The sequence below is a fragment of the Flavobacterium ranwuense genome, assembly GCF_004349315.1.
GTDB lineage: Bacteria > Bacteroidota > Bacteroidia > Flavobacteriales > Flavobacteriaceae > Flavobacterium > Flavobacterium ranwuense.
Genome location: NZ_SMLH01000001.1, coordinates 332446 through 357071 on the forward strand (window position 1 = coordinate 332446; position 24626 = coordinate 357071).

The window sequence follows — 24626 nt, forward strand, 5'->3', positions numbered from 1 at the left end:
AATTACGGGTTGATTGTCCAAGAAGCAAAAAACTGCTGCCCAATTAATCCTGCACCTAATACTTGAGTATATTCTTTTCCTCCAATGTTTGAAGCTCCTAATTTAAGCGTTGATTTTAGTTTTGGCATATTGTAATTAACTTGAGCATCAATAACAGTTGCAGCATCGATCATACCATCTGCCATTGTGGATTGCCACAAATACTCACTATTCCATCTTCCACTTACGTTAAATCCAAAATTATTAAATAATTTTTCGTTTCCAAATGATGCTTTTACTCTGTGTTTTGGTGTATTAAAACCAGCTTCAAAACTTGGGTCTTTTTCCTGATCGAATTTAAATTCTGCAAAATTATAGTTCACACCAACTTCAAAGTTTCTATATACTTTTTTAGAAAGTCCAAGACCAAAACCAAGTGATTCGATTTCTATGTCAGTGTTAGTATACAATTGATATGCTCTGAAATTACCATTTTGAAGCGCATGCAATGATTGAGCTCCCGGATCTGTAGGCCCCGCTAAAGGATTTGGAGAATCTGCTGCCGTACCATAAAAGGGAGCTACAACATTTAAATTACCGATAAAATCATTATAAATATTATAATATCCATTAACGTCAATAGACACATCTTTTATAAAAGAACGATACCCTATTTCAAACGCCTTAACCTGTTCAGGTTTTACATAATCTACATTTGTTTTTCTTAACAAAGCCGAGCCAGCAATAGGATTACTAGACGCTAAAGCACTAAAAGCACCAACTGACGAAGCTGTGTATGAATTATTATAAGCATTCAAACCAGTCATAACAACAGAAGTTCCACCAGCAAAAGCTTGACCAACAGCAGTAGAAACTGGCAAAGTTTCACTATATCTAGTTAAATTATCTGGAGCTGAACCAAGTAATATGGCACTTCCAACATTAAACCCAATGTATTGATCTTGTGTTGATGGATTTCTAAACCCCGTTTGAAAAGAAGTTCTAAAGTTGTGTTTCTTGCTTTCTCCACCAGAATATACTAGAGAAACTCTTGGAGAAACACTACCGTCGAAATTTTTTGATTTATCGTAGCGAATAGATCCGGTAAATTTCAATCTATCCTCTATAAATCTTTTTGTTAATTGTGTGTAAGCACCGTATTCATTATAATTAATCGGACCATTTGCATCGGTATAAATTCTACCATAAGAATTTAATTCATAAAGTCTAAAAGACCCGCCTACTTGGATTTCTGCAAATTTTATAATGTCTTTAAAATTATAATTGGCATCAGAATGGTATATTTTGGAATTATCCACCAGTTTTGAACCCGAAAGCACACTTGGATCAGCAATAACACTATTAAAAGCAGCTTTAAATTCCGGTGTACCAGGAATAAGTCTTCCAGTATCTGCCGTATTTCTTGCGATTATATGTGCATTTTCCGGACTTGCACCGCCTAAAGTTGATTGAATATAAGCTCCGGCATATTGCCCGAACCATGTTTTATCATCCTTCCATTTTCTATTTATGTTGATTCCTGTAAAAAGCATATCATACGATTTCCCTCCATCTTCGTTAGTTGTATACCCTCTTACAAAGAAATTTTTCCCTTTTATTTCTAATTTATGCTGTTGCATAAAAAAATCATTCAGATAATATCTATTTGCTCCTTGGTATACTGCGTTTCCGAAACCAAATTTACTTTGCCAAATAACTTCTAAATTTTCACTCCCAAAAGGTCTGTAGTGAAGAGAGAAATCAATTTTAGTATTACTCGCTTTGTTATTTGTTAAATCCACTTCATTGTATCCCGTTCTACTCACGTTGTAATTTGGAAGCAAATTCACAGCTCCTGCCGGTATTAAACCCAAAGAGGCCAAAGATTGTCCTACTCCTTTTATATTAGTAGTAACTTCATCACCATACACATTAATACCATCATAATTCACATCACTTCTATCTCTTCCCACAACTCTCTTGTCATCATAGTTTGTAGCATGCCAATCTGTACCATGCAAGTAAGTGAAGTTAGCTTTTCCAGCCAATTTTGAACTAAATGCATGTGCCATTCTTATTCCATAATCAACGTAATCATTTGAACCGGCAGCATCTTGAACCGTCTGTCCATACTTTGCATAAGCTGTAATACCTTGACTTGTAAATGGATTTTTACTATTCATAAACAAAATACCATTAAAAGCATTTGCACCATATAAAGCTGATGATGCTCCAGGCAACAACTCCACGCTCTGAACATCAATTTCCGAAACACCAATCATGTTACCCAATACAAAATTCAATAGCGGCGAAGAATTGTCCATTCCATCAACCAATTGCATAAAACGCGTATTGGCCACAGTAGCAAAACCACGCGTGTTTATTGATTTAAAAGACAAACTACTTGTATTCATCTGAACTTCTTTCAAATTTTCTAAACCATCATAAAAAGTTGGAGATGCCGATTTTTTAATATCAGCGATACCCATTCTTTCAATTGTCACCGGCGATTCTAACACTCTTTCTGGAGTTCTTGAAGCCGAAACTACTATCTCATTTAGCTTAGTCTCTTCATCCTGAAGCTTTACCACTACCTTCTGAGTATTAGAAGAAACACTGATCTTTTGAGAACTATACCCTACACTCGTAACCTCAATTGTAAAAGGCGGCTTTCTAGACGATTGTAAAGTAAAAGAACCATCGAAATCGGTTATCGTACCCGAAGTATCTCCAACGATTTTAATGTTGGCTCCAGGAATAGGTTGATTGTTACTGTCTGTAACAATACCTGAAATTGAATTTTGAGCAAAAGTTAGGCTACAAAAAAACAATGACAAAAAAAGTAAATACACTCTCATTGGGTTATAATTTGTTGGTTTATGACGCCAAAGTACAAATATTTTTGATATTATTAAAAAAGCCCTTAAAAAATTTCATATTTATCAATTATTTTACATCATTTGCACTTATTCTATATTTATTTTTTATTGTTATATGTTAAAAATTATGTAATAATAACAGAATATCATTATGCATGCATATAAAAAATACATTTATCACAAAAAAAATATTAAATTTTAGATATTTGATAAAAGTGATTAAGAAGGAGAAATTTAACGTTTTCTTTACTCTTTTAGGCATTTAAAAAGCAACGTCCTAAAATACTTATTCAAAAAAAAAAGCCTCGAAAGAAAATCTTTCGAGGCTTAGTTTAAAATATTATAATGTAACACTGTTTTGCAAATAAATTTATTCCACAGTTACTGATTTTGCTAAATTACGAGGTTGATCTACATTACAACCACGCATAACAGCAATATGATATGATAAAAGCTGCAATGGAATTGTGGTAATCAATGGCGATAAAGCATCTGATGTTTCAGGGATTTCAATAACATAATCAGCTAATTCGCGCACTTGTGTATCACCTTTAGTTACTACGGCAATAATTTTCCCGCTTCTGGATTTAATCTCCTGAATATTACTTACAATTTTGTCGTAGTGTCCTTGTTTTGGAGCAATAACAACCACCGGCATAAGTTCGTCAATTAATGCAATTGGCCCGTGTTTCATCTCTGCTGCAGGATATCCTTCAGCATGTATATAGGATATCTCTTTAAGCTTCAAAGCGCCTTCAAGAGCTACAGGAAAGTTATACCCTCTTCCTAAATAAAGACAATTTGGAGCGTCTTTAAAAACTGAAGCAATTTCTTTTGCCTTCTCATTTGTTTCTAAAGCTTCTTTCACTTTTTCAGGAATAATTTCCAATTCTTGCAAATAGGTATGAAAATCACTATTTGACAAAGTTCCTTTGGCTTTTGCCAAACGCAAAGCTATCATTGTCAATACTGTAATTTGTGTGGTAAAAGCTTTAGTCGATGCCACACCTATTTCAGGTCCGGCATGCGTGTAAGCTCCCGCATGTGTTTCTCTAGAAATAGAAGAACCTACCACATTACAAACACCAAACACAAATGCTCCATGCTCTTTGGCTAGTTTTATTGCGGCCATAGTATCTGCCGTTTCTCCAGATTGTGAGATAGCAATAACTACGTCTTTACTGTTTATGATTGGGTTTCTATATCTAAATTCTGAAGCATATTCTACTTCTACAGGAATACGTGCAAACTCTTCAAAAACATATTCTGCTACTAAACCAGCATGCCATGAAGTTCCACAGGCTACTATAATAATTCTATCGGCATTAAGGAATTTTTCTAAATTATCCTCAACTCCTGCCATTTGAATAATACCTTCATTAGCATGAAGTCTTCCGCGATACGTATCTTTTATAACACTTGGTTGCTCATAAATTTCCTTAAGCATAAAATGATCGTAACCACCTTTTTCAATTTGCTCTAAGTTCATTTGAAGCTCCTGAATATAAGGATCAACTAAAGAATCATCTTTAATTTTTCTAATTTTCATCGCTTTATGCAATCTAATATTTGCCATTTCTCCATCTTCAAGATAGATAGCATTAGAAGTATATTCTATAAAAGGCGAAGCATCGGAGGCAATGAAATATTCTCCTTCTCCTACTCCAATTGCCAATGGACTTCCTAATCTGGCAGCAACAATTTCGTTTGGATTCTTTTTGTCAAAAACAGCAATTGCATAAGCTCCCACTACTTGATTCAGCGCTACCTGAACCGCTTTTCCCAGTTTTAAATTCTCTTTTGTTTGTACCTCTTCAATAAGATTTACCAATACTTCAGTATCTGTATCAGAATGGAAAACATACCCTCTTTTTATTAATTCAGCTTTCAATGGCGCATAATTCTCAATGATACCATTATGAATTATTGCCAAATCTCCTGAATTTGAAAGATGTGGATGTGAATTCACATCGTTTGGCACACCATGAGTTGCCCAACGCGTATGTCCAATTCCTATTGTTCCGTTTGTTGTAATTGCTGTAGAAGCTTTCTCCTCAAGATCTGAAACCTTACCTTTTGTCTTACAAAGTTTTAGTTCTTCACCGTCATACAACATCACACCAGCGCTGTCATAACCTCTATATTCGAGTCTCTTTAATCCTTTTATTACAATAGGATAAGCTTCTCTATAACCAATATATCCAACGATTCCACACATAGTCTTACTTTAATTAGGTTTTGTATAATAAATTTCAAGTTTCAATCTCTTATCATCAGGAACTGTGGATTTCCCTCCAAACAAAATAGTTCCTAAGGGATTCATTACTGATGCTTTTGGCGCTCCCGAAATAAAAGCGTTTGGGGTTCTTAATTTATGAGAAGCGATTGTTGCAATATCTTCTGTAACTACTAAGCCCAATTTAACATTAGTTGAATCTTTATACTTAACAAGATTCCTTATTTGATTTGTAACTCTAATTTTATATGTAACTCCTCTTTTACTGGTAGCATCAGTATTTATATTACCATCAAAAATGACTTTTGATTTTTTAATATCGATGCTGTTTGTTGTTACATCTGCATAATAATCAACAATAGGTCGGTTATTATTAAAATCATATAAATAGATTCTTCGTGGCTCATAATTATTAGCCATAGTAGCAGCATCAATATGAAAAACCAAATTAGCTTCATTAATCAACCACCCACTATTCCTAATAGCTTCTAACTGACCTGGGGTATTAAAAAGGCTAATCACAGCCACGGATCCTTCACCACCTTTTAGATACAGTTTATCATCACCTTCGGTTGTATTTCCCGTGTTTGGCAACGCATTATAAGCAAGTCCACTTCCTGCAAAATCAGTATTCAACAAACTCACAGAGTTTCCAGTCATGTTAAGTACTATAGTTTTTTTAACTCGTGTAATTGTAGTCACACCACCAGTTGTTGTGGACAAATCTTCATTATATTTTATAGTAATTTTTCCTTCCTTAAAATTCAACATTGCTAAATTTCCGGCACTACTTCCTGATTTTTCCATTTTAAAATAAAGCCCTCTGAAGTACTCTTTGAAAACATCATTTGTGGCCAATTTTCCAGCAGCCACAGCATCAATTATTCTTGTTTTGAAATAGCCTCTATTCAAGCTTAATTTCATTCCTGGAGGAGTTCTTGTAGTTGTAACCACTTTAGTAATTGAATCCGTTGAAGTCACAACATGCTCTGCTGGGTCAAAGAAAAAGCTATCATTTTGAGCCAAACTAGAATCGTCATTTAAACGATTAGGTTTTTTAACATTATCAAATTCTGAATTTTGATTTGTAAAATATTTTTGAGGCTGTTGAAATCCACCTATAGGATCTGAATCTCTCATATAATAACCCGATTCGTAAACACTTAGTTTCATTACAGCCTTATCAGCTCCATATATAGAATCTAGGACATATTCATGACTGCCATCTGTTTTTGTAACCGTTTTTGACGCATCATAATAATATGGCAAAGTCAGAACAACACTTTCAATATAAGGTCTTGTCCCAACAGCTGTTATCGTTGCAGACAAAGTCAATTGAGTACCGAAATTGGCCGTTGTCTCGCCAAAATTTGAGTTGTTATAAATCCCCAAAGGATTTATAACAAGATTATTCGATTGTATAGGTCCTGTTTTTTGATTGTAAGCTAAAACATCGTACGTTTCTTTTTTGAGATCAAAATTGTTATCACCAATTAAATCACCCCCAATTTCATTATAATCTTTATCACAAGAATATAAAAAAACAACACTCACAACTACCAGAATTTTCTTAAAAAAAGAATTATTGTACATATTTAATAAAAAAGTTTAATTTAAAGAACCTCGTTTCTATAGAAATTAGTATACGCTTCCGCGAATGCATCTTTCGGTGCGAAAGGTAAAAAAGGTTTTCCTGAAGATTCTATATATTTTGTTAAACTTGGAGACAGGTTTTCTGATGCAATAATCACCGCATCGGAATGTTTAATGGTAGCCTTAATAATATTTTCGTAGTCTGGAACTTCTAAATCAGAAATTGCCTCATCAGGAATACCGTCAAATTTTACTTTATTAATCATCTCTACATCTAAAGTACCGTCAAAAGACTGACTGTAAACAGAAGTAACAATCTTAGTTTCTGAAAACAATGCTTCATTTTTGTAAAAATGCTTCATATAAATGGGCAACATAGCAGCCATCCATCCATGAACGTGAATAATATCAGGAACCCAATTGAGTTTTTTTACAGTTTCAACAACTCCTTTTGCAAAGAAAATAGCACGTTCATCATTATCAGGATACATTACACCTTCTTCATCAGCAAATGTGGCTTTCCTTTTGAAATACTCATCATTATCAATAAAGTAAACCTGTATTCTTTCTTTTGGTATCGAAGCCACTTTTATAATCAAAGGCATATCCAAGTCGTTCACTACCAAATTCATCCCCGAAAGTCTAATTACTTCGTGCAATTGATGTCTTCTCTCATTAATATTTCCATACCTTGGCATAAAAATTCTTATCTGTCCACCTTGATCATTAATCATTTTCGGCACGTCGTAAGACATTAAAGAGACCTCATTTTCAGCGAGATAAGGCACCACTTCAGATGATACATATAATATCCTCTTATCTTTCATATTGTAATTTACTTAATTTATTGGCAATAAAAACCATGCAAAATTACAAAATTTTATGCAGTTATTAACTAAAATAGTAAGTTTGCATTTAATTTTAATAATACTGCCATGCATATTTTCTACGGAAAAGCATCTTTAATCGACTATTTGAAATCCATAAAAACAGTCCAGTCCACTATTGGATTTGTTCCCACCATGGGCGCTTTACATCAAGGTCATTTGGCATTAATGCAAAAATCATTACTGGAAAATGAAAATACTGTCGTGAGTATTTTTGTAAACCCAACACAATTTAACAATCCTGAAGATTTAGCAAAATATCCAAGAACATTGGAAGAAGACGTGAAAAAACTTACTGCTTTAAATCCAAATATAATTCTATACGCCCCATCTGTTGAAGATATTTATGACGGAAAACCACTTTCTCAATCTTTCGATTTTGATGGATTAGAAAATCAAATGGAAGGCAAATTCAGACCCGGCCATTTTAATGGCGTTGGTACAATTGTAAAACGTCTTTTTGAAATAGTGGAACCAACAAACGCGTATTTTGGTGAAAAAGACTTTCAACAATTACAAATTGTCAAAAAAATGGTCGTCAAAAACCACTTACAAGTAAATGTAATTGGCTGTCCCATTTATAGAGAATCTAACAATCTTGCCATGAGCTCCAGAAACGAACGTTTATCAACAGAAGAAAGAGACGAAGCGGCTATTATTTATAAAACACTAACCGCGGCAAAAGAAAAATTTGCAGCCAATAGTACTGCAATTATTTCAGAATGGGTTCAAAAATTATTCAATAAGAACACTCGATTTACATTAGAATATTTCGTAATTGCTGATGAGGCAACACTTTTACCTAGTACCAGAAAAAATAAAAATAAAAAATACCGTGCTTTCATTGCGGTACTAGTCAACAATATTCGATTGATTGACACCATATCATTAAATTAATTTACTTTTGTAACATGCAAATTCAAGTCGTAAAATCAAAAATACACAGAGTAAAAGTAACTGGAGCCGATTTAAATTATATCGGAAGCATTACCATAGATGAAGCTTTACTGGAAGCCTCCAATATCATTGAAGGAGAAAGAGTATTCATTGTAAACATCAACAATGGCGAACGCTTTGACACCTACGCCATCAAAGGCGAAAAAAATTCAGGCATTATAACCCTAAATGGTCCAGCAGCCAGAAAAGTACAAAAAGACGATATTATTATCATTATTTCATATGCGATCCTGGAATTTGAAGAAGCCAAAACCTTCAAGCCTTGGATTATCTTCCCTAACGAAAATGACAATTCTTTGACCTAATTCTTTAGAGAAGAAATACGTATTGATATACCTTTTGAAAAAGGTAAATTCCTTATTTTATCACACAAAGTAAAAGTATTTAATTCCATAAAACACTGAATATATGATTTTTAAAATCAAAATCAAATATTCAGTTGTTTTTTTGTTTGCGGCAATTTCAACTCACTAAATCCTATTTATTTCCCTAAAAAGCAAGTGCATTTGTAGCGCTTTAACTTTTTTTGTTTTTTAAATAACAGTAAATAAAGTATTATATTGCTGTCTTATTTAGATGTATTTTAATTTCTAAACGCTTCAAATTATGAAACAACTACTATTATTCTTATTCTTCACTATTACAGCATTTTCACAAAAAACCACAATACCATTCGATTCAAATGCACTGGGCGAAACCCGGGAAATTACAATTGGCTTACCTCCTTCTTTCGAAAAAAATCCAAATAAAAAGTATCCAATACTTATTTTACTCGATGGCGATTACTTATTTGACCCATTTTACGGCGCCTTGAACTACGGTGCCTACTGGGATGATTTGCCGGAAATGATTGTCGTTGGCATAAGCCAAAACAAAAATAACGAACGCATTGACGACAGTACTTATGACGAAGCAAACGGGGTTCCTTCCGGAAAAGGGGCGAAATTCTTTGAGTTTATTGGTGCCGAATTAATTCCATACATCGAAAAAAAATACCCGGTTGCACCATTCCGAATTATTGCAGGACACGATACTACAGCGGGATTTCTAAACTTTTTCCTGTATAAAGACAATCCTATATTCAATGGATATATTTCATTAAGTCCAGAACTGGCTCCTGAAATGGAAAACCGCATTCCAGAAAAACTTTCAAATTTAAAACAACCTATTTTTTATTATCAATCCAATGGTGATGGAGATATAAAAAAAATTCAAGAGTCTATAAAAAAACTAGACGAAAATATAAAACTGGTTATTAATCCTGCATTAAATTACAAGTTCGATAATTTTAAGGGCGCATCACATTATTCGCTAGTGCTTTATTCAATTCCAAATGCCTTATACCAATTTTTTGATGCCTACAAACCTATTTCATCTACTGAATACAGTGAAAAAATTGCCGTGCTTCAATCCGGTTATGTAGATTATTTGACCAATAAATATGCTGTTTTGTCTAAAAGTTTAGGTTTAAAAATACCTATTCGCGTAAATGATTTCAAAGCCATTGAAGCGGCAATTCTAAAAAATAAAGCCTATCCAGAATTGGATAAATTAGCAGAAATCGCTAATAAAAATTATCCAAAATCAATGTTGGCCGATTATGAATTGGGTCTAATGTATGAAAAAATGGGAGACCCGAAAAAAGCCGCAAAACGCTATCAAAGTGGGTCCCAATTAGAGGAAATTGGCGACCTTACAAAAAACATGATGATGGAAAAATACGATGACATGATAAGCCAAACACCAAAAAAATAATGTCAAAAGTAAAAACAACTTTTTTTTGCCAGAACTGTGGCGCACAGTATGCAAAATGGCAAGGACAATGCAATTCTTGTAAAGAATGGAATACCATTGCGGAGGAAATTATCCAAAAACAAGAAAAAACAGCTTGGAAAAGCGAAACTACTTCCAGCAGTAAAGCACCAAAACCGTTACGAATAAACGAAATTGATTCTGCTCAGGAAATCCGAATGGACACCACTGACGCCGAACTCAATCGCGTGTTGGGTGGTGGAATAGTTCCCGGTTCCCTGATTCTTTTAGGCGGTGAACCCGGCATCGGAAAAAGTACCCTTTTGCTTCAGATATCCTTAAAGTTACCTTATAAAACTTTATATGTTTCGGGCGAAGAAAGCCAGAAACAAATAAAAATGCGTGCGGAGAGAATCACGCCCAGTGGAGACAATTGTTATATTCTTACCGAAACCAAAACCCAAAATATCTTCAAGCAAATTGAAGCTATCGAACCGGAAATCGTGATTATCGATTCCATTCAAACGCTTCATACAGATTATATTGAATCCACTCCCGGCAGTATTTCTCAAATACGGGAAACCACAGCCGAACTAATCAAGTTTGCCAAAGAAACCAATATTCCCGTGATCCTGATTGGTCACATCACCAAAGACGGAAACATTGCAGGTCCAAAAATCCTGGAACACATGGTCGATACCGTTTTACAGTTTGAAGGCGACCGGAATCACGTATACCGCATTTTGCGTTCGTTAAAAAACCGTTTCGGATCCACAGCTGAAATTGGTATTTATGAAATGCTTGGCAACGGTTTGCGCGAAGTTTCGAATCCGTCGGAGATATTGATTTCACACAAAGACGAGGAATTATCCGGAACCGCGATTGCCTCCACATTAGAAGGCATGCGACCGTTGATGATTGAAATCCAAGCCTTAGTGAGTACCGCCGTTTACGGAACACCGCAACGCAGCACCACGGGTTATAATGCCAAAAGACTCAATATGATTCTGGCCGTTTTAGAGAAAAGAGCCGGTTTTAGGCTTGGCGCCAAAGACGTTTTCTTAAACATAACCGGAGGAATTTCCGTAGATGATCCGGCGATAGATTTGGCTGTTGTTGCCGCCATTTTATCCTCGAATGAAGATATTGCGGTCAATAAAGATTTTTGCTTTGCTGGTGAAGTGGGACTTTCGGGCGAAATACGTCCGGTAAACCGCGTGGACCAACGCATTCAGGAAGCGGAAAAGTTAGGTTTTTCGACCATTTTTGTATCCAAATACAATAAAATTGCGTTGAAAAACACAGGAATCAAAATTAGATTGGTGGCCAAAATTGAAGATGTAGCGAGTGAATTGTTTGGGTAGAAAATAAATGCAAAAATATTAATTTAAAAATTTATCCATGAGGTATGAGTTGCTTACAGATTTAGGAGGTCTACTTTGGTGTCTACTAGTTAAATTTTGCACAACAAATTTAAAGGAAGAGCAATCAAAAGAAAAATGGAGTAGAAATATTTTTTTCTTAATTGTAATAGGAATTATCATAAGCTTTATAGCGGTTAAATTCTTTTAGAGTTCTATTCATTATATCAGCATAGTTAAGTCTAAATACTAAACCGCACAAATAATCTATAAAACAAACAATACTTTTGATAAATATCATTTATATATTCGTTTAGTATGCGCTACTGAATAGCGGGAATCTAACCAATAAAGGGTTTCTAGTTACTACTTTGTAGCTATAATATGCAAGTTATAGGCTATGATAAAACGACACTGCAAACCAACGGTCCGGCAATTTAAATTGAGCCTCACGGAAAGGTGAAATGAACCTTACAACAAAGTAATACTGGAATATAAATTTTACTTTTGTACGTTACTAACGCAACAATAGAAATCATGGACGTGCAACAAGAGGATAAATTAAAGACGATAAGCTATTCCGGAATCTTTCTTTCGTGCTTTGCTGATTACAGCGAAAAGTGTATTCATGCAACGCCTGAACACGTTTTGGTGTACTTGTATTCGGGCGAACAAATTATTGAAGACCGAAATAAAAAGATAAAGTTGCAGGCTGGTGATTGTGCTTTTATCCGAAGAGACCACCGCTTGAAAATGTACAAAAACAGCAAAGGCGAAGATTTGTACAAAGGTATTTCATTGACATTCAATCGTAATGTGCTTCGGGATTTTTACAGCAAAATGAACAAATCTGAAATTCCGAAAGGTGTGAAAATTTCTGATAAAACTGTCTTCAAATTAGAGCCAAGTCCTGCGATAGAAAGCCTTTTTCAATCACTCACACCGTATTTTGACAGCAACATAAAACCAACGGAAGGCGTTACGCACTTGAAATTATTGGAAGGAATTTACGCTTTACTGAACAGTAACGAACTATTCTACCCAATACTTTTTGACTTTGCCGAACCTTGGAAAATTGACCTTTTAGAATTCCTCAACAGTAACTATATGGAAGAATTGTCAATGGAGCAAATCGCTTCGTTTACAGGAAGAAGTTTGGCGACATTCAAAAGAGATTTTAAGAAAATAAGCAACCTCACACCGCAAAAATGGCTGATAAAAAAACGCCTGGAAATGGCTTACATCAAACTGAAAGAAGAAGGCAGAAAAGTACAAGGTGTATATATGGAAGTTGGATTTAAAAACCCTTCTCATTTCTCAACAGCATTTAAAAAGCAATACGGAATTTCACCAACTGAAATCTAAAATTGAGCTTTAGAGAAAAGTAATTTGAGCCTCACAACAAAATAATTGCGAGGCTTTATTTTTAACTTTGCATTGTAAATTAATAAGACTATGCAAACAACAAATATATTCGAGCGACTAAAAAATGGAGAAACCATTTCTGCGAACGACAAGGAAGCGCATAAAATGCGGGAGGCTTCGTTTGCAACTAAAAAATTATTGGTTCAGATGAATAATTCGTCAAACCCCGATGAAATTAGAAATTTTCTAAGCCAAATTACAAACAATGAAATTGACGAAAGCGTAACTGTATTTACACCGTTGCACATCAACTACGGAAAACATACCAAAATTGGTAAAAATGTATTTATCAACTTCGATTGTGTTTTTCTAGATTTGGGAGGAATTACCATAGAAGATAACGTAATGATAGCACCGAAAGTAAGTCTGTTGTCGGAAGGACATCCAACTTCAATCGAAAACCGACATTCTTTAATTCCTAAACCCATTCACATCAAAAAAAATGCGTGGATTGGTGCAAATGCTACCATTTTGCAAGGTGTAACGATTGGCGAAAATGCTGTCGTAGCTGCAGGTACTGTCGTTTCAAACGATGTTCCTGACAATACCATCGTAGGTGGAATTCCTGCAAAAATTTTAAAAACAATTTAATTTTATAAAGATGAAAAAAGCCTTGGTATTAGCATTGTTGCTCGTCGTAATAGGACAAGCATTTGCACAAAACGGAAAATCAAAATCTAAAAAAATGAATACAACAGAACAGTATACTTTTCAATTAAGCGAGAAAGTAACACGTCAAAAAGTAACCTTCAAAAATCGATACGGAATTACCGTAGCCGCGGATTTATATACCCCAAAGAATATTGAAAATCAAAAACTTTCTGCGTTAGTAGTAAGTGGTCCGTTTGGTGCAGTCAAAGAGCAATCATCTGGGTTTTATGCAAACGAGTTGGCTTCACGTGGTTTTGTTACATTAGCTTTTGACCCATCATTTACAGGAGAAAGTGGCGGGGAAGTCCGTAATGTAGCTTCCCCCGATATTTTTACAGAAGACTTTAGTGCGGCGGTGGACTATATCGGTCTATTGCCGACAGTTGACCGTAATCGCATTGGCGTAGTGGGAGTTTGCGGTTTGGGTGGTATGGCACTTACTGCCGCTTCCAACGACAGCAGGATTAAAGCAGTTGCCACGGCTTCAATGTACGATATGTCCCGCAGCATAAGCCGTAGCTACAAAGACAGCTATACGAGGGAGCAACGTCAAAAAGTTATTGATTACACAAGCCAGCAACGTTGGACAGATGCAAGAAATGGTAGTTATGCGATAGGTTATCACGAAGTACCGTTTGATGAAAATGGCAATCTCTTGAAAGGAGAGCGTATACTTCCTGAAACTTTGCCTGAAAATCCCGACCCTGTTTTAGCTGCATTCTTCGATTATTACAGAACACCTCGTGGCTTCCATCCGAGATCTATCAATTCTACAACAGCGTGGACTGCTACAACACCAATGTCGTTTTTCAGTTTTCCGATGATGACAAATGTTGATATGATTTCCCCTCGTCCGATTATGTTGATTGCGGGAGAAAATGCACATTCACGTTATTATTCCGAAGATGTTTACAAACTGGCTTCCCAGCCAAAAGAATTAGTAATTGTTCCCAATGCTGACCACGTGGATTTATACGATAAAAAAGATAAAATTCCTTTCGATAAACTGGAAACTTTTTTTAAAGAACATTTGAAATAATAACAGGATTATGAAACATTCTTTTTTAATTCTATTGACTTTTATGTCAGTTTTCATCAGCAGTGCATCGTCTTGTAATAAGGAAAACGACAACATCAACACGGAAAACAACAACACTATGTCAAATGGAAAAATGAAAATAACGGTCAATTCACAAACCTTTACAGCTACCCTTTTGGATAATAATTCGGCAAAAGCATTCAAGGAAATGTTGCCTTTGACCATCAATATGACCGAGTTGAACGGAAACGAAAAATATTACGATTTACCAAATAATTTTCCCACAAACTTACCAAATTCGGGAACAATAAAGAATGGAGACTTGATGTTGTTTGGCTCAAAAACCTTCGTGTTATTTTACAAAACTCATTCAACATCTTACAGCTACACAAAATTAGGAATGGTAGATGATGTAACAGGTTTGGCAACTGCATTAGGTTCAGGAAATGTAATCGTTAGTTTTGAATTGGAATAAAAAAAAAACTAAATCCACAAGAACCACAGCCTATAACAGCGGTTACACGCAATTGCTGGTTTACGGTAAGGTGAATGTTTTATTTTCATAACTTTGTTCACGGTTGCAGAAAATATAAATAGTTACAAAGTAAAGTTCAAAGTCCGACTTGCAACCAAAATTGAAGATGTGGCGAGTGAATTGTTTGGATGATTTTAAAAACACAATAAAAAATGAAATCGTTTCGAGAACACTTACAAATCGTCAACACTTTTCATGAACTTGGAGAAACTATCGAGGCAGCCCAATTTTTAATACAAGAATATGGTTTAGAAAACCCCAATTTTAAAGGCTTTGAATTAAGGGAAAAAGCCAAACCAGAATTTATACTGATGACCACCGAAGGCGTTTTAGGCGAACCTCAAATCATCCGAATTCCTGAAAACACATTCGAATATCCGCTGGAATTAATGCTCAATCTTCTGGCGCATGAAATGATTCACGTAAGCCAAAAAACGAAAGAAAACTTAATTGAAGACAAAAACGAAAGGGAATGGCAAGCGTATTACGAAATGCTTTTTCATATAAAATTTCCTCAGATCCCTGAACTTTCTGATTTTCACAAACGCTTCTTTGCAAAGAAAGCGTTGGAATACTATAATCGGATGGGCGAAGGTTCTGAACTTCAATTAAAATATGCAAATCAAAAACAGGAAACAGACAATCTGTTGTCTTTTCTAGATGCAAAAACGAAATAATACTTTTTGACAATCCGCTACTTGTACAGGTCAAACGCATTAAAATAAGTTGAAGTTTAAACCACATAGAAACATAGTGTTTATTCCTGCAAAAATAAATTTTGACGATGATAAGAGTTCACAATAGAAAAAAAGCATTGGATTTTTTTCTATGTCACCTAAATTTCGACTGTTCGGAACAGATTTAAATCAAAAATTAAATTAATTTCTATGTTTCTATGTGGTTCATTTTTTAATGCGTTTGACCTGGTTACTTGTGCCAAGCTACATCTTATGAATAAAATTTAGCTATTTTGTCATTTCGTCGAAGGAGAAATCTCATTAGTTGCTTTCGTTATGTGATTTCTCCTTCGACGAAATGACAAAATTAAATATTGGTATTAGTAACGGACCATCCTATAATACTTTTCTGTTTCCGTGATTCACCTTATTTATTTCTTATTTTAAATAATAAATCAGAAATCAGGAATGAGACTCATTATTTTTCGTAACTTTATGTTTAAGAATGTTTTACGAAAAACATAATGAAACCATCACACCAAACTATGACTCATTTATACGAACACTTAGGCAAAGTGTTCTATTTTATTGCAGCCATAGACAAAACCATTCATGAAGAAGAAATCGAGAAACTGAAACAAATTATACAAACTGAATGGCTTCCGCTTGAAAACAGTTTTAATGAATTTGGCGATGACACCGCTTATGAAATCGAAATTGTTTTTGACTGGCTTGTCACCAATGAATGGGAATTTGAACAAGTGATGCCAGACTTTAAAATTTTCAGAGAAGAGCATCAACACTTGTTTACTCCAGAAATTAATACCTTAATTCTAAAAACTGCCAACGCTATAGCTTCTTCATTTTCAAGAAAAAATAAATCCGAACACGTTCTAATTAGTCAACTGAACGCGATTCTGTTGCAATAAAAATAGCATAAAACCAATCTACTTTAATTTAAAATAGCAAAGACATGAAAAGACAAACCGGCATCTGGATAGACACCTCAAAGGCAATTATTGTCACTCTTGAAGGGAATAAAGACGAAAAAATTTCTGAAATAGACTCTGATGTTGAAAACAGAGTTTACCACGATAAGGAAGGCGACAAAGGAACCTTTTCCGGAGTTCATCATGGTAACAATGAGACAAAATTTGAAAACCGAAAAAAAGAACAAATGGATTTCTTTATAAAAGAAGTATTAGCCTACGTCAAAGGAGCAGATGAACTCTTTGTCTTTGGTCCGGCTGAAGCAAAGATAAGACTGGAGCAAAAAATTCAGGACGAAAAATTATTTGCCAATAAACTAAAAGCAGTTGAAACAGCAGACAAAATGACCTTAAATGAGATTGTGGCTAAGGTCAAGAAATTTTATATTTCATAGTTGAATGTCTCAATTACATCGTTGAATTAGCTCCATATTGCGATAATTTAACTAAAAGCAAATTTAAAAAACTACAACTTCAAAACTGTTGTAGTTTTTTTATGCTTTTAAAAATGAAAAGACACAAAAAAGTCCTAAATAGTACCAGAAAATTATATCTATACTAGTTTTTCCTTTTCTTTACGGATAATAATCATTGATTTCTATCTGATGACAGACTGTTTATGAAAACCGGAAAACAAAAAATAATGCTCGCCACAAAAATACTTTTTGTATTGTTTGTCACTTTAATTATTGCTTTTTATATATTTCGAGATGCCGTTTTACAACAAACAATAGCGAAAGTTTCCCATGAAATGGAAGTGGATTACAACAGTTCTTTCACGATAAAAAAAGCCTCTTTTGATGGCTTGTCCGGACTGAATCTTACCGAAATAATACTGGTGCCAAAAAATGCAGACACTCTTTTTAAAATACAAAAATTAAAAACCAGCGTTAATTTATGGCATCTCATAACGGGCGATGTTCAGCTTGGAACTTTAGAAGTTCAGAACGGTTTTGTCCAGTTAGTAAAAAAAGGGAAAATAAGGAATTTTGATGCTTTTCTAAAAAAAGACAATCAAACAGAAATTCGCGACGAGAAAAGAGATTACGCCCAGTTTGCCTATAGAATAATCTCAAAAGCACTGAATTTAGTTCCAACAGATATGATCCTGGATAATCTGTCTTTTCGACTCAATGATAACGGAAAAAAAGCAACCATCAATTTCCAAAAACTGCGATTGGTCAACAAACAACTCGAAACTTCCATTAAAGTTCAAACCAATACCATTTCACAACGATGGAAAATCAAAGGATTTGCCGATCCAAGAAATAAAAAAGCGGATCTCCGATTTGTAAATATGGATACAGGCGCAATCAAAATGCCCTATTTAGACGAGCGTTTCAACCTGAAATCGAGTTTTGACTCTATCCGATTGAATATTCAAAATATCGATAGAGATGGCGATGAATTGCATATTGATGGGTTTATGGCTATTGCCAATTTAAAAATCAACCATCCGAAAATTGCCAGCAAAGATGTACTGCTAAAAAATGCCAAATTTGATTACCGATTCTTATTGGGTTCTGATTTTATTTCTATTGACAGCAGCTCAACGGTTCAGTTGAATAAAATAAAATTTCATCCCTACGTGGCTTACGAAACTGAAAAAGACACGATTTACAAACTCAAAGTAATCCTCCCAAAAATGAAAGCGCAGGACTTTATTACTTCGCTTCCTGACGGTTTATTTACCCACTTTCAGGGAATGGAAGCTACAGGTAATTTTGATTACAAATTGGATTTTGCCTTCAACCAAAACAAACCCAATCAGCTTGTTTTTGACAGTAAATTGAAGAAAGAAAATCTAAAAATAACAAAATACGGCGAAGCCAATCTCAACAAACTCAATGGAGAATTTGTGTATCGGGCACTTATAAAAAATGTGTTGCAACGCCCGGTTTTAATTGGCGCAGCCAATCCAAATTATACGCCCTTAGACCAAATTTCACCGTATTTAAGAAAGTCGGTTTTGACAACTGAAGATCCTTCTTTCTTTTCGCATCGTGGTTTCATCAGCGAAGCATTCAAACAATCCATAGTCAAAAACATAAGAACCAAAAAGTTTTCACGCGGCGCCAGCACCATCAGCATGCAATTAGTAAAAAATGCTTTTCTGAGTCGGGAGAAAACAGTATCCCGTAAACTGGAAGAAATCCTACTGGTCTATATTCTGGAAAACAACCGAATTGTGAGTAAAGAGCGTATGCTTGAAGTGTATTTTAATATTATCGAATGGGGGCCAAATGTATATGGAATTGGCGAAGCAAGTCAGTTTTACTTCCAAAAAACACCTTCAGAATTATCGCTGAATGAATGCTTGTATCTCGCCCGAATTATCCCAAGTCCTAAAAAATTTATGTATCAGTTCAACGATCAAGGGATGTTGAAAGATTTTGCTGTAAAACAAGAATCATTCTTAACGAATATCATGTTTCGAAGAGGGCTTTTGACTCCTGAAGACACTATTTACAAGTCCTTACCAATACTGATTTCAGGACCTGCAAAATCTTTTATCAAATTCAAAGTACAAGATTCAACGCAAATAAAAGTGGATTCTTTATCCGTTGATGATGAATTTGATCTTTAATTCTTAAAAATAACCCTGCAAGACTTCTAAACTCTGACAGGGTTTCTTAATTTATGGTGCCGGATCAGGAATCACAGCTTGCACTTCATCAATAGCTTTTAGAATTTCATCCGAAAGTGACACTTGAATCGTATCAATATTTTCTTTTAATTGTTCCAATGTTGTCGCGCCAATAATTGTGCTGGTTATAAACGGCTGTTGGGCTATAAATGCCAAAGACAATTCTGTTAAAGTCAGTCCGTTTTTCTTGGCGATTTCCTGATACAATTGAGTAGCTTCGGTACATTGTGCGCTGTTGTATCTGGAATACTGCGGAAACAACTTGATTCTGGCATTTAGATGATTTTCGCCAGTAAGGAATTTACCGGACAAAACCCCAAAAGCCATCGGCGAATACGCCAATAAACCCACATTTTCTCTCAGGCAAATTTCAGCAGAACCATTTTCAAAAAGTCTATTCAATAACGAATATGGATTTTGAATTGTTTTTACTCTTGGCAGATTGTTGTATTTACTTTCCTCTAAAAAACGCATAATTCCCCAAGGATTTTCATTGGAAAGTCCGATGTGGTTTATTTTTCCTTCTTTGACAAAACCGTCTAATGTTTCGAGAACATTGTGAATGTTATCTTCCCAAGCATCATCCTGGACTTTGAAACCGCGTTGCCCAAAATAATTGGTTTTACGTTCCGGCCAATGCAATTGGTACACATCAATATAATCCGTTTGTAAGCGTTGTAAACTTTGATCCAATGCAAACTTGATACTAGCTGGTGAGAAATCTAATTTCTCTCTCATGTAACCAAAATTTGGATTGGGTCCTGCAATTTTGGATGCCAAAACTATCTCTTCTCTTTTGCCTGTTTTTTTGAACCAGGTTCCAAGGATTTTCTCTGTGCTACCATAGGTTTCCTGACGCGATGGAATCGAATACATCTCGGCTGTATCAAAGAAATTGATTCCGTTTTCTAAAGCATAATCCATTTGGGCGTGACCATCAGCTTCTGTATTTTGTTGTCCAAAAGTCATCGTTCCAAGGCAGATTTTGCTGACTTTCACATCAGTATTTGGCAAAGTAGTATATTTCATAAAGTCATAAAGTTATAAAGTCAAAAGTCATAAAGTCATAGGTGATTAATTATGACTTTATGACTTTCGACTTTGGACAAAGTTTAATTTATCTCATTCAGCATTTCAGCAATTTCATCTAATCTAGGCGTAAGAATTATTTCGATTCTACGGTTTTTCGCTTTCCCGTCAGCGGTTGAATTGCTGGCTAATGGTGAAAATTCTCCTCTTCCGGCTGCCGTTAGATTTTGTTTGTTGATTTTTTTGTTCTCGCTCAAAATAGCAACTATTGCTGTGGCTCTTTTGGTCGATAAATCCCAGTTATCCGCAATTGGACCTGAAGCTGTGAAAGCATCATCATCCGTATGACCTTCAATAAGAACTGATATATCCGGGTTGTCACCCAAAACTTTACCAACTTCGATTACTGCTTTTTTCCCTTCAGAACCTACAGCCCAACTTCCCGAATTGAAAAGCAATTTGTTCTCCATAGAAACATATACTTTTCCGTTTTTTTGTTCGACTGTCAAGCCTTTTCCTTCGAAACTGTTCAAGGCTTTAGACAAGGTTTCTTTTAGTTTTTTCATGCTGGCTTCTTTGGCAGCAATCAAATCTTCTAATTCTTGTAAACGCTGTCCGCTTTTGTTCAAACGCTCTTGTTCTAATGCCAATGCTTTTCCTTTTTCGTCTAATTGATCCAGCAAATCACGATTTTTCTTCATGTTGCTTTGCAAAGCGTCGCTGCTATTTTTTTCTAAAGCTGCGTAGGAATCCTGCAAGACTTTGAATTTATTTTGAGCCGCTGCGTAATCTGCTTTCAATTTATCCAGCTCCGCTTTGGATTTACTCAAATCTGATGTTAAACCGTCGCGGTCTAATTCTAATTGATTTTTAGATTTTAGAAAATCGGCATTTTCATCTGCTAAACTTCTGTTTTCTTTTTTTAAATCGGTGAACTTACTTTCTAAGTCGTTGTATATTTTCTTGGATACACAGGAGGTTGAAAGCGCCAATACTACTAATCCGATGGAAACTCTTTTAATCATTTTTGTTTGTATTTATGTTGTTTCTAATGTTGTTTTGAAAGCAAAAATTCAAATTGTATTCGAATGCCCTAGCCCCGATAAAAGCGAAAATCCTTGTTGTTTTTTCTTTAAAAACAACAAGATTGCAACGGATAGCGGGAAATAGCTCTGAAAACGTTAATCGATTTCTACCAAAATTGGGCAATGATCCGAATGCACAGCATCTGATAAAATAACGGCTCTTTTTAATTTATGTTTTAAAGAATCGCTGACTAAATTGTAATCGATACGCCAACCCTTGTTGTTTCCTCTGGCTCCGGCGCGGTAACTCCACCACGAATATTGATGCGGCTCACTGTTGAAATGGCGAAAACTATCCACAAATCCGGACTTCATGAATCCATCGAGCCAAGTTCTTTCTTGCGGCAAAAACCCGGATACATTTTTGTTTCTGATAGGATCATGGATGTCGATTGCCTCGTGGCAAATGTTGTAATCACCACAAATAATTAGGTTTGGCGTTTCTTTTTTAAGTTCGTTGATATAGCTCTGAAAATCATCCATGAACGTGAATTTATGGCCCAATCGATCAATATTTGTACCCGATGGCAAGTACAAACTCATCACTGAAAAACCGTCAAAATCAGCTCGAAGGTTTCTTCCTTCAAAATCCATGTGGTGAATTCCGGTTCCATGAACGACATTATTGGGTTTAATTTTAGAAAGTATAGCCACGCCGCTATAGCCTTTTTTTGTTGCCGAATAATAATACTGGTATGGATAACCCGCTTTTGCGATATCTTCTACCGGGATTTGGTCTTCGGTTGCCTTAATTTCTTGAAGACAAATAATATCAGGATTTGCTTGTTGTAACCAGTCAATAAATCCTTTTGAAATGGCGGCTCTGATTCCGTTGACGTTGTATGAAATAATTCTCATTAAATTTTTTTTTGAATTTCTTCCGAAAAATTATTTTTTTCCTGCGGTTGTCAGGAACCCACTTTTTTATTTTATCGGAAAATTATATTGTTTGTATGTGGGTTTCAAATGTAACAAAAAAGTAGAAGTTTGATTCAGAAAAAGAGAGAAAATGGAGTTTTTTGCTATCTTTGTTTCTTGCTCAAAAAAAACAAAAAAACACATGGGTTTAGTAACCGCAAAAGAAGTTGCAAAAGCAATAAATGCAGATAAGTACGGAGTTCTGGGGACTTTTTCTGGCTGGATGCTGATGAAGGTGCTAAAAATCTCTACCTTAAACAAAGTATACGACAGAAATAAACATTTAAAAGACGTTGCGTTTTTAAATGGAGTATTAGATGATTTACAAATAAAATTCGAAATCCCTGAAGAGGATTTAAAACGTTTACCAAAAGAAGGTGCTTATATCACCATTTCAAATCATCCGTTGGGAGGAATTGACGGTGTTTTATTATTGAAATTAATGCTCGAAAGAGAACCTAATTTCAAAATTATCGCTAATTTTCTTTTGCATCGAATTGCCCCTCTCAAGAAATACATCATGCCCGTGAATCCTTTTGAAAATCACAGGGATGCTAAGTCAAGTGTGGTAGGAATTAAAGAAACTCTGCGTCATTTAAGCGACGGAAAACCCTTAGGAATGTTTCCTGCGGGAGAAGTTTCTACTTATAAAGACGGGAAATTAATGGTGGATAAACCTTGGGAAGAAGGCGCTATTAAAGTAATTAGAAAAGCCCAAGTTCCTGTTGTTCCTATTTATTTTCATGCTAAAAACAGTCGATTATTTTATTTACTTTCTAAGATAAGCGGTACTTTTAGAACAGCAAAACTACCTTCGGAAGTGTTCAGCCAAAAGCATCGTGTGATAAAAGTTCGTATTGGAAAATCTATTTCCGTAAACGAACAAAATGAACACGCAACGATAGAGGAATATTCGGAGTTTTTGAGAAAGAAAACATACATGCTCGCCAATCCTTTCGAAAAAGAAAGCAAATTACTGACGACTCCAAATTTAAAACTTCCTAAAAGCCCGAAAAAAATCGTTACTCCAGCCAATAGTGAGAAAATGATAGCTGAAGTAGATGCTTTAAGAAGTACGGATTGTCGTCTTTTGCAAAGCAAAAACTACGAAGTTTTTTTTACTGAAGCTGCTAAAATTCCAAATATTCTACACGAAATAGGCAGACTTCGAGAAATTACTTTCCGCGAAGTTGGAGAAGGAACCAATGAGTCTATTGATTTAGATAAATTTGACCAGTATTACAATCACATGTTTTTATGGGATGACGAAGCAAAGAAAATTGCAGGCGCATACCGAATGGGATTAGGCTCACAAATTTATCCAAAATACGGAATGGACGGTTTTTACCTCAATGAGTTGTTCCGATTTGAACCAGAATTGCATGATATGATGCACAAATCCATAGAAATGGGTCGCGCTTTTATCATCAAAGAATACCAACAAAAACCAATGCCGCTTTTCTTACTTTGGAAAGGAATTATTCACACGACGTTACGTTACCCGGAGCATAAATTTTTATTGGGTGGCGTGAGTATCAGCAATCAATTTTCTGATTTTTCAAAATCACTGATGATTGAATTCATGAAGTCGAATTACTATGATCCTTACATTGCACAATACGTTCATCCCAAAAAAGCGTATAAAGTAAAACTGAAAGATGCCGACAAAGATTTCATTTTCAATGAAACCGAATCGGATTTGAATAAGTTTGATAAAATTATTGACGAGTTGGAACCAGGAAGTTTGCGTTTACCAGTCTTGATTAAAAAATACATCAAACAAAACGCAAGAGTAGTCGCTTTTAATGTCGATCCGTTGTTTAACAATGCTGTTGATGGATTAATGTACATCCGGATTGCAGACATTCCGGAAAGCACCATGAAGCCCGTAATGGAAGAGTTCCAGAAAGAACTGGAACGAAAATTAAATGACAAAGAAGATTAATACCAAATTGAAATAAAAAAAGAAATCCCGTTCTTTACTTAG

Annotated in this window: 20 protein-coding genes; 13 read left to right on the forward strand and 7 right to left on the reverse strand. The window is 35.1% G+C overall.

The window, feature by feature from the left end; all coding sequences use genetic code 11:
- Positions 1 to 2: 2 nt before the first annotated feature.
- The 4 genes from E0I61_RS01400 to E0I61_RS01415 form a co-directional block, all read right to left on the reverse strand.
- Positions 3 to 2837, reverse strand: a complete 2835-nt coding sequence (locus E0I61_RS01400) for a TonB-dependent receptor domain-containing protein (protein ID WP_131991053.1) — start codon at positions 2835 to 2837, stop codon at positions 3 to 5.
- Positions 2838 to 3228: 391 nt separating this feature from the next.
- Positions 3229 to 5076 carry a glutamine--fructose-6-phosphate transaminase (isomerizing) gene (glmS, locus tag E0I61_RS01405; RefSeq protein WP_132068909.1) on the reverse strand — a complete coding sequence of 616 codons (1848 nt, stop codon included), beginning with the start codon at positions 5074 to 5076 and terminating at the stop codon, positions 3229 to 3231.
- 9 nt (positions 5077 to 5085) lie between these two features.
- Positions 5086 to 6687, reverse strand: a complete 1602-nt coding sequence (locus tag E0I61_RS01410; RefSeq protein WP_132068911.1) for a DUF4270 domain-containing protein — start codon at positions 6685 to 6687, stop codon at positions 5086 to 5088.
- Between the two features lie 20 nt (positions 6688 to 6707).
- Positions 6708 to 7514: a glycogen/starch synthase gene (locus tag E0I61_RS01415; protein WP_131991047.1), complete on the reverse strand. Its 807-nt coding sequence runs from the start codon at positions 7512 to 7514 to the stop codon at positions 6708 to 6710.
- Between the two features lie 108 nt (positions 7515 to 7622).
- On the opposite strand from E0I61_RS01415, the gene panC reads away from it, so the two are divergent.
- The 12 genes from panC (at position 7623) to E0I61_RS01475 (ending at position 19547) form a co-directional block, all read left to right on the forward strand.
- Positions 7623 to 8471: a pantoate--beta-alanine ligase gene (gene panC, locus E0I61_RS01420; RefSeq protein WP_131991045.1), complete on the forward strand. Its 849-nt coding sequence runs from the start codon at positions 7623 to 7625 to the stop codon at positions 8469 to 8471.
- Positions 8472 to 8485: 14 nt separating this feature from the next.
- Positions 8486 to 8836 (forward strand): aspartate 1-decarboxylase, encoded by a 351-nt coding sequence (panD, locus tag E0I61_RS01425; protein ID WP_131991043.1) that lies wholly within the window; start codon positions 8486 to 8488, stop codon positions 8834 to 8836.
- Between the two features lie 301 nt (positions 8837 to 9137).
- On the forward strand, positions 9138 to 10286 hold the full coding sequence (locus tag E0I61_RS01430; RefSeq protein WP_132068913.1) for an alpha/beta hydrolase: 1149 nt from the start codon (positions 9138 to 9140) through the stop codon (positions 10284 to 10286).
- Complete coding sequence (radA, locus tag E0I61_RS01435; protein ID WP_131991039.1) at positions 10286 to 11647, forward strand: DNA repair protein RadA; 1362 nt, start codon at positions 10286 to 10288, stop codon at positions 11645 to 11647. Before E0I61_RS01430 ends, radA begins: the two co-directional genes overlap by 1 nt.
- 504 nt (positions 11648 to 12151) lie before the next feature.
- On the forward strand, positions 12152 to 13009 hold the full coding sequence (locus E0I61_RS01440) for an AraC family transcriptional regulator (protein ID WP_235832045.1): 858 nt from the start codon (positions 12152 to 12154) through the stop codon (positions 13007 to 13009).
- Positions 13010 to 13099: 90 nt separating this feature from the next.
- The gene (locus tag E0I61_RS01445) at positions 13100 to 13660 is read left to right on the forward strand and encodes a sugar O-acetyltransferase (protein ID WP_132068915.1); all 561 of its coding nucleotides are present in this window, start codon (positions 13100 to 13102) and stop codon (positions 13658 to 13660) included.
- Between the two features lie 10 nt (positions 13661 to 13670).
- On the forward strand, positions 13671 to 14759 hold the full coding sequence (locus E0I61_RS01450; protein ID WP_132068917.1) for an alpha/beta hydrolase: 1089 nt from the start codon (positions 13671 to 13673) through the stop codon (positions 14757 to 14759).
- A 10-nt stretch (positions 14760 to 14769) separates the two neighbouring features.
- The gene (locus E0I61_RS01455; protein WP_132068919.1) at positions 14770 to 15234 is read left to right on the forward strand and encodes a cyclophilin-like fold protein; all 465 of its coding nucleotides are present in this window, start codon (positions 14770 to 14772) and stop codon (positions 15232 to 15234) included.
- Between the two features lie 212 nt (positions 15235 to 15446).
- Positions 15447 to 15971, forward strand: coding sequence for a hypothetical protein (locus tag E0I61_RS01460; RefSeq protein ID WP_132068921.1), 525 nt, complete (start codon positions 15447 to 15449; stop codon positions 15969 to 15971).
- A 545-nt stretch (positions 15972 to 16516) separates the two neighbouring features.
- The gene (locus tag E0I61_RS01465) at positions 16517 to 16900 is read left to right on the forward strand and encodes a hypothetical protein (protein WP_132069684.1); all 384 of its coding nucleotides are present in this window, start codon (positions 16517 to 16519) and stop codon (positions 16898 to 16900) included.
- Positions 16901 to 16944: 44 nt separating this feature from the next.
- Complete coding sequence (locus E0I61_RS01470; protein WP_132068923.1) at positions 16945 to 17355, forward strand: hypothetical protein; 411 nt, start codon at positions 16945 to 16947, stop codon at positions 17353 to 17355.
- Between the two features lie 224 nt (positions 17356 to 17579).
- Complete coding sequence (locus E0I61_RS01475) at positions 17580 to 19547, forward strand: transglycosylase domain-containing protein (protein ID WP_132068925.1); 1968 nt, start codon at positions 17580 to 17582, stop codon at positions 19545 to 19547.
- A 51-nt stretch (positions 19548 to 19598) separates the two neighbouring features.
- Here E0I61_RS01475 and E0I61_RS01480 read toward each other — a convergent pair whose 3' ends face one another.
- The 3 genes from E0I61_RS01480 to E0I61_RS01490 all read right to left on the reverse strand — a co-directional run bounded on the left by E0I61_RS01480 (position 19599) and on the right by E0I61_RS01490 (position 22579).
- Positions 19599 to 20636: an aldo/keto reductase gene (locus E0I61_RS01480; RefSeq protein WP_132068927.1), complete on the reverse strand. Its 1038-nt coding sequence runs from the start codon at positions 20634 to 20636 to the stop codon at positions 19599 to 19601.
- A gap of 83 nt (positions 20637 to 20719) precedes the next feature.
- Positions 20720 to 21661 carry an OmpA/MotB family protein gene (locus E0I61_RS01485; RefSeq protein ID WP_132068929.1) on the reverse strand — a complete coding sequence of 314 codons (942 nt, stop codon included), beginning with the start codon at positions 21659 to 21661 and terminating at the stop codon, positions 20720 to 20722.
- Positions 21662 to 21817: 156 nt separating this feature from the next.
- Positions 21818 to 22579 carry an exodeoxyribonuclease III gene (locus E0I61_RS01490; protein WP_132068931.1) on the reverse strand — a complete coding sequence of 254 codons (762 nt, stop codon included), beginning with the start codon at positions 22577 to 22579 and terminating at the stop codon, positions 21818 to 21820.
- A gap of 202 nt (positions 22580 to 22781) precedes the next feature.
- Between E0I61_RS01490 and E0I61_RS01495 the strand changes: the two genes are divergently transcribed.
- Complete coding sequence (locus tag E0I61_RS01495) at positions 22782 to 24584, forward strand: GNAT family N-acyltransferase (protein WP_131991017.1); 1803 nt, start codon at positions 22782 to 22784, stop codon at positions 24582 to 24584.
- The last annotated feature ends 42 nt before the right edge of the window (positions 24585 to 24626 follow it).

Coding starts and splice junctions, on each gene's coding strand:
- E0I61_RS01475 (WP_132068925.1), top strand. CDS start 17,580: ATGAAAACCGGAAAACAAAAAATAATGCTCGCCACAAAAATACTTTTT.
- E0I61_RS01490 (WP_132068931.1), bottom strand. CDS start 22,579: ATGAGAATTATTTCATACAACGTCAACGGAATCAGAGCCGCCATTTCA.
- E0I61_RS01430 (WP_132068913.1), top strand. CDS start 9,138: ATGAAACAACTACTATTATTCTTATTCTTCACTATTACAGCATTTTCA.
- E0I61_RS01455 (WP_132068919.1), top strand. CDS start 14,770: ATGAAACATTCTTTTTTAATTCTATTGACTTTTATGTCAGTTTTCATC.
- E0I61_RS01465 (WP_132069684.1), top strand. CDS start 16,517: ATGACTCATTTATACGAACACTTAGGCAAAGTGTTCTATTTTATTGCA.
- E0I61_RS01400 (WP_131991053.1), bottom strand. CDS start 2,837: ATGAGAGTGTATTTACTTTTTTTGTCATTGTTTTTTTGTAGCCTAACT.
- panD (WP_131991043.1), top strand. CDS start 8,486: ATGCAAATTCAAGTCGTAAAATCAAAAATACACAGAGTAAAAGTAACT.
- glmS (WP_132068909.1), bottom strand. CDS start 5,076: ATGTGTGGAATCGTTGGATATATTGGTTATAGAGAAGCTTATCCTATT.
- E0I61_RS01480 (WP_132068927.1), bottom strand. CDS start 20,636: ATGAAATATACTACTTTGCCAAATACTGATGTGAAAGTCAGCAAAATC.
- E0I61_RS01460 (WP_132068921.1), top strand. CDS start 15,447: ATGAAATCGTTTCGAGAACACTTACAAATCGTCAACACTTTTCATGAA.
- E0I61_RS01415 (WP_131991047.1), bottom strand. CDS start 7,514: ATGAAAGATAAGAGGATATTATATGTATCATCTGAAGTGGTGCCTTAT.
- E0I61_RS01485 (WP_132068929.1), bottom strand. CDS start 21,661: ATGATTAAAAGAGTTTCCATCGGATTAGTAGTATTGGCGCTTTCAACC.
- E0I61_RS01445 (WP_132068915.1), top strand. CDS start 13,100: ATGCAAACAACAAATATATTCGAGCGACTAAAAAATGGAGAAACCATT.
- E0I61_RS01410 (WP_132068911.1), bottom strand. CDS start 6,687: ATGTACAATAATTCTTTTTTTAAGAAAATTCTGGTAGTTGTGAGTGTT.
- E0I61_RS01450 (WP_132068917.1), top strand. CDS start 13,671: ATGAAAAAAGCCTTGGTATTAGCATTGTTGCTCGTCGTAATAGGACAA.
- E0I61_RS01495 (WP_131991017.1), top strand. CDS start 22,782: ATGGGTTTAGTAACCGCAAAAGAAGTTGCAAAAGCAATAAATGCAGAT.
- radA (WP_131991039.1), top strand. CDS start 10,286: ATGTCAAAAGTAAAAACAACTTTTTTTTGCCAGAACTGTGGCGCACAG.
- E0I61_RS01470 (WP_132068923.1), top strand. CDS start 16,945: ATGAAAAGACAAACCGGCATCTGGATAGACACCTCAAAGGCAATTATT.
- panC (WP_131991045.1), top strand. CDS start 7,623: ATGCATATTTTCTACGGAAAAGCATCTTTAATCGACTATTTGAAATCC.